Source organism: Streptomyces atratus (genome assembly GCF_014648655.1).
In the GTDB taxonomy this organism is placed as follows: Bacteria; Actinomycetota; Actinomycetes; order Streptomycetales; family Streptomycetaceae; genus Streptomyces; species Streptomyces atratus.
In genome coordinates this window covers 1-4,912 of the sequence record NZ_BMRN01000124.1, presented here as the reverse complement: position 1 = coordinate 4,912, position 4,912 = coordinate 1, and the positions used below count along the sequence as shown (strand labels likewise).

1 protein-coding gene is annotated in these 4,912 nt (G+C 69.8%); it reads left to right on the top strand.

Annotated features, from left to right (window positions below; translation table 11 throughout):
* Nucleotides 1-4,912, top strand: a 4,912-nt coding sequence (locus IEZ15_RS43380; protein WP_189282434.1) for a non-ribosomal peptide synthetase, incomplete at both ends; no start/stop codon positions are given.

Genomic DNA, 4,912 nt, shown 5'->3' with positions numbered 1-4,912 from the left:
CACGACCGCAACCACCTCCCCCACCACCTCGACGACGCCTACCCCATGGCCGAACTCCAGATCGGCATGGTCTACGAAATGCAACGCGACCCCGATCGCAACCCCTATCTGAATGTGACGTCGCTGCATCTTCCGGGCCGGTTCGAGCAGGAAGCCTTCCGTGCGGCAGTGTCCATGGTCGTGGAGCGGCATCCTGTGCTGCGTACCTCTTTCGACCTCAGTGGTCTGTCCGTGCCGATGCAATTGGTGCACGCGGAAGTCGAGATGCCTCTCGGCCTGGTGGATCTGCGCGGGCTGAGCGACGCCCAGCAGCGGCGGGAGCTGGCCGATTACGTCCGCGGGGAGCGGACGACGGGGTTCGATCCGGCGGTGGCGCCGTTGTGCCGGATGACCGTCCATGTGCTGTCCGACGATGCTTTCCAGTGGACCGTCACCGACCACCACGCCATCCTCGACGGCTGGAGCCTCGCCTCCACCCTCGCCGAAATCACCGACACCTACCACACCCTCCTCGACGGCAGCACCCCATCACTCCCGCCCCTCCGCTCCACCTACCGCGACTACATCGCAGCCGAACAAGACGCACTCACCACCCCCGCACACACCACCTACTGGCTGGACCTCCTCACCGACCGGCCCGACACCCGCCTCCCCCGCCACGGCGGTATCGGTGACTCCCTGCCAATCGGGGAACGGCTCGACGACGAGGTGCATGAGCATGACGGCACCGGCGGGTACGGAGCGCTGGTCACCGTGGTGCCGCCGGAGCTCCTGTCGGCGCTGGAGGACAGTGCCGCCCGGATCGGTGTGCCGTTCAAGGCCGTCGTCCTGGCCGCCCACGTGCGGGTTCTGAGCCTGGTCACGGGCAGCGCGGATGTCGTCACAGGGATGTCGTCCAACGGACGGCTGGAGGAGACCGACGGCACCGAGGTACGAGGGCTCTTCCTCAATTCGCTGCCTTTCCGGCTGCGGCTGCCGGACGGCAGTTGGGCGGATCTGGCGCGCGCCGTGTTCGATGCCGAACGGGAGATGCTGCCGCACCGCAGGTACCCCATGCCGGCGCTGCAACGTGCGCTGGGCGGCGACCCCCTGTTCGAGACCGGCTTCGTCTACAACCACTTCCGCCACGTGGACGAGCTGGCCGAGGCGGGCCGGGCCTCGGTCTCCGGACCGCACGACGAGACGGCCGCCGGTGTCGCCCGGACCAGCTTCCCGCTGCATGTGGCCATGAGCCGCGAACCGGGCCTGGCCGGAATGCGGATGGAGCTGGAGTACGACGCCAGGGAGTTCCCCGCGGAGCAGATGCGCCTGATCCGCGACTACCACCTGCGGGCGCTGCGGGCGATCGCGGAGAATCCGGACGCCGTCCACCGAGCGGCCGTCCTGCTCGGCGAGGCCGAGCGGGCCCTGCTGGAGCGCTGGAACGACAACGCCGCCGCTGTCCAGTCCACACCCGTCCACGAGCTGGTCGAGGCGCGGGCGGCGGCGCATCCCCACCGCCTCGCCGTGGTCGCCGGGGGGCGGTCCCTGACGTACGGCGAGCTCGACGCACGTGCCGACCGGCTGGCCCATCATCTGCGCCGGCTGGGCGTCGGCCCCGAGGTCTTCGTCGGGGTCGGCCTGGAACGTTCGCCCGAACTGGTCGTCGGGATGCTGGCCGTACTCAAGGCCGGTGGGGCCTACGTACCGCTGGATGTCTCCTTCCCCGCGGCCCGGCTCGCGCACATGCTCCAGGAAGCGGACGTGCGGGTGGTCCTGGCCGGGGCGAGTACTACGGAGCTGGTTCCGCGGGGGCCGTGGGAGACGGTCGACGTGGACACCGTCGTTCTGTCCGAAGAGACGCGGTGCGGCCGGGTCCCGGAGGTCGGCGCCGGGCCGGACAACGCCTGCTACGCCATCTTCACCTCCGGTTCCACAGGGCGGCCGAAGGGCGTGGTGACCCGGCACCGCAACGTGACCGAGCTGCTGCACGGCGGCCCCGCGATGGAGCTGCGGGAGGACGACACCGTTCTCCAGATCGCGACGGTCGCCTTCGATGTCTCCACCTTCGAGATATGGGCGCCGCTGGCGGCGGGGGCCCGGCTCGTGCTCGCTCCACGGGGACGGTACGCCCCGGCCGATGTGGCGGGCTGGGTGACGGATCACGGCGTGACGGTCCTCCACGCCACCGCCTCTCTGTTCGCCCTGCTCGTGGACGAGCAGCCGCAGACGTTCGACGGACTGCGCCGACTGCTCACCGGCAGTGAGACTGTTTCCGCACCGCACGCCGGCCGGATCCTCGCGCGCTGCCCTGACCTTGAGCTGGTCAACTGCTGGGGGCCGACGGAGACCACCACGTTCTCCGTCTGCGGCATCTTCACTGCGGACTCGCTCCCGGCCGGCCCGCTGCCGCTCGGCACACCGTTGGCCAACACCGAGGTCCGGGTGCTGGACGAGGCCGGCCATCCCGTGCCCGTGGGCAGCCCGGGTGAGCTGTACGTGGCCGGGCCGTGCCTCGCACGCGGCTATCTCGGCACACCCGCGCTGACCGCCGAGCGATTCCTGCCGCATCCCTCCGTGCCGGGTGCTCGGCTGTACCGCACGGGTGACCTGGGGCGCTGGTCGGCCGAGGGCCGGGTGGAGTTCCTCGGCCGGGTCGACCACATGGTGAAGATTCGCGGCTACCGGGTGGAGCCCGGCGAGGTGAGCGCGGCAATCGGCGCTCATCCGCGCGTTCGCCAGTGCGTCGTGACAGCGCCGCGGGATGCGTCGGGCCGGGCCGATCTGGTGGCGTACGTGGTGTGCGACGCCCCGGCGCCCCATGTGTCCGAACTGCGGTCGGCGCTGCGGGAGAAGCTACCGGAGTACATGCTGCCGAAGGCATTCGTGTTCCTCGACGCGTTCCCGCTGACGGCCCAGGGCAAGGTGGATCGCGTCAGGCTCCCCGCACCGTCCGGGGACCGTCCGGAGCTGTCGTCCCAGTATGTGGCGCCGCTGCCCGGGGTGGAGGAACGGCTGGCGGTGGTCTGGCGTCAGGTCCTCGGGGTGGACAGGATCGGCCGGCACGACAACTTCTTCGACCTGGGCGGCGACTCGATCCGCAGCATTCAGGTGATCGGACGGGCCCGGGAGGAGGGTCTGCTGCTCACGCTGCCCGTGCTGTTCCGGTCCCCGACGCTCGCCGCTCTGGGCACCGAGGTGACTTCGGTGGCGGCGGACCTGCTCCCCGCACCGACGGCGGAGCCGTTCGCCCTGTTGTCGGCGAAGGACCGGCAGGCGCTGCCGGAGGGGCTGGTGGACGCCTATCCGATGGCGGCCCTCCAGGTCGGCATGGTCTACGAGATGGAGATCGACCCGGACCGCAACCCGTACCACAACGTCACTACGGTGCGGCTCGGCGATCGGTTCGAGGAGGACGCCTTCCGGCGGGCCATCGAGCTGACGGTGGCCCGGCACGATGTCCTGCGTACCTCGTTCGACCTGAGCGGATACAGCGAGCCGGTGCAACTCGTGTACGAACGGGTCGAGTCGCCGCTGACCGTCGTCGATCTTCGCGGTCAGGACGATGGCGCGCAACGGGCGGCAGTGGCGGAGTGCGTCCGTAGCGAACAGGACGAAGGCTTCTCGGTGGCGGTGGCACCATTGTTCCGGATGACGGTCCATGTGCTGTCCGGCGACGCCTTCCAGTGGACCGTCACCGACCACCACGCCATCCTCGACGGCTGGAGCCTCGCCTCCACCCTCGCCGAAATCACCGACACCTACCACACCCTCCTCGACGGCAACACCCCATCACTCCCACCCCTCCGCTCCACCTACCGCGACTACATCGCAGCCGAACAGAACGCACTCACCACCCCCGCACACACCACCTACTGGCTGGACCTCCTCACCGACCGCCCCGACACCCGCCTCCCCCGCCACACCACTGCTCTTCCCGACGGGCTCACGGGGCCGTTCAGCGCGGGCGAGGTGCACCGCAACGACGCGGAGCGCCGGCACGGGGAACTGATCACGCCCCTGCCGGTCGGTCTGGGCGATGGTCTCGACCGGTTCGCCCGGCGTTGTGAGGTGCCGCTGAAGTCCGTGCTGCTGGCAGCGCATCTGCGGGTGATGAGCCTCGCCACCGGCAGCCGGGACGTCGTCACGGGGCTGTCGTCCAACGGACGGCTGGAGGAGACCGACGGCACCGAGGTGCGAGGGCTCTTCCTCAACACGCTGCCGTTCCGGCTGGAGCTGCCGGACGGCAGTTGGCGGGACCTCGCGCGCGCGGTGTTCGATGCCGAGCAGGACCTGCTGCCCCATCGCAGGTACCCGATGTCCGCGATCCAGCGCGAACTGGGCGGGGAACCGCTCTTCGAGACCGGCTTCGTGTACAACCACTTCCGCCAGATCGACGTACTCGCCGGTGGGGCGGACATGGACGGTGATGGCGCCCGTGCGACCGGAGGCGGGCGGACCCACTTCCCGTTGCTGGTGGCCGTCAGCCAGGAGCCCGGGCACCCGGGGCTGAGCCTGGAGATGGAGTACGACAGCGGCGAACTGTCCCCCGTCCAGGTGGCGTTGATGCGCGACTCGTATGTGCGGGTGCTGGAGTCGATGGTCTCCGAACCGGACACCGCGTTCGGGGACGTCGTCCTGCTGGGAGAAACCGAGCGGGAACTGGTGGACTCGTGGGCGGATGACGGCGAAGAACTCCCGGTCGGCGCGATTCACGAACTGGTGATACGCCGCGCGCTGGAGACCCCCGACGCCGTGGCCGTCGTCTGCGACGACAACACCCTCACCTACGCCGAACTCGTCACCCGCGCAGCCCGGATCGCCGCACTGCTGATCAAGCACGGCGTGGGACCCGAGGTCTGTGTCGGCGTCTGCGTCGAACGATCCCTCGACACCGTCATCACCACCCTCGCCGTCCTCATGGCCCACGGCG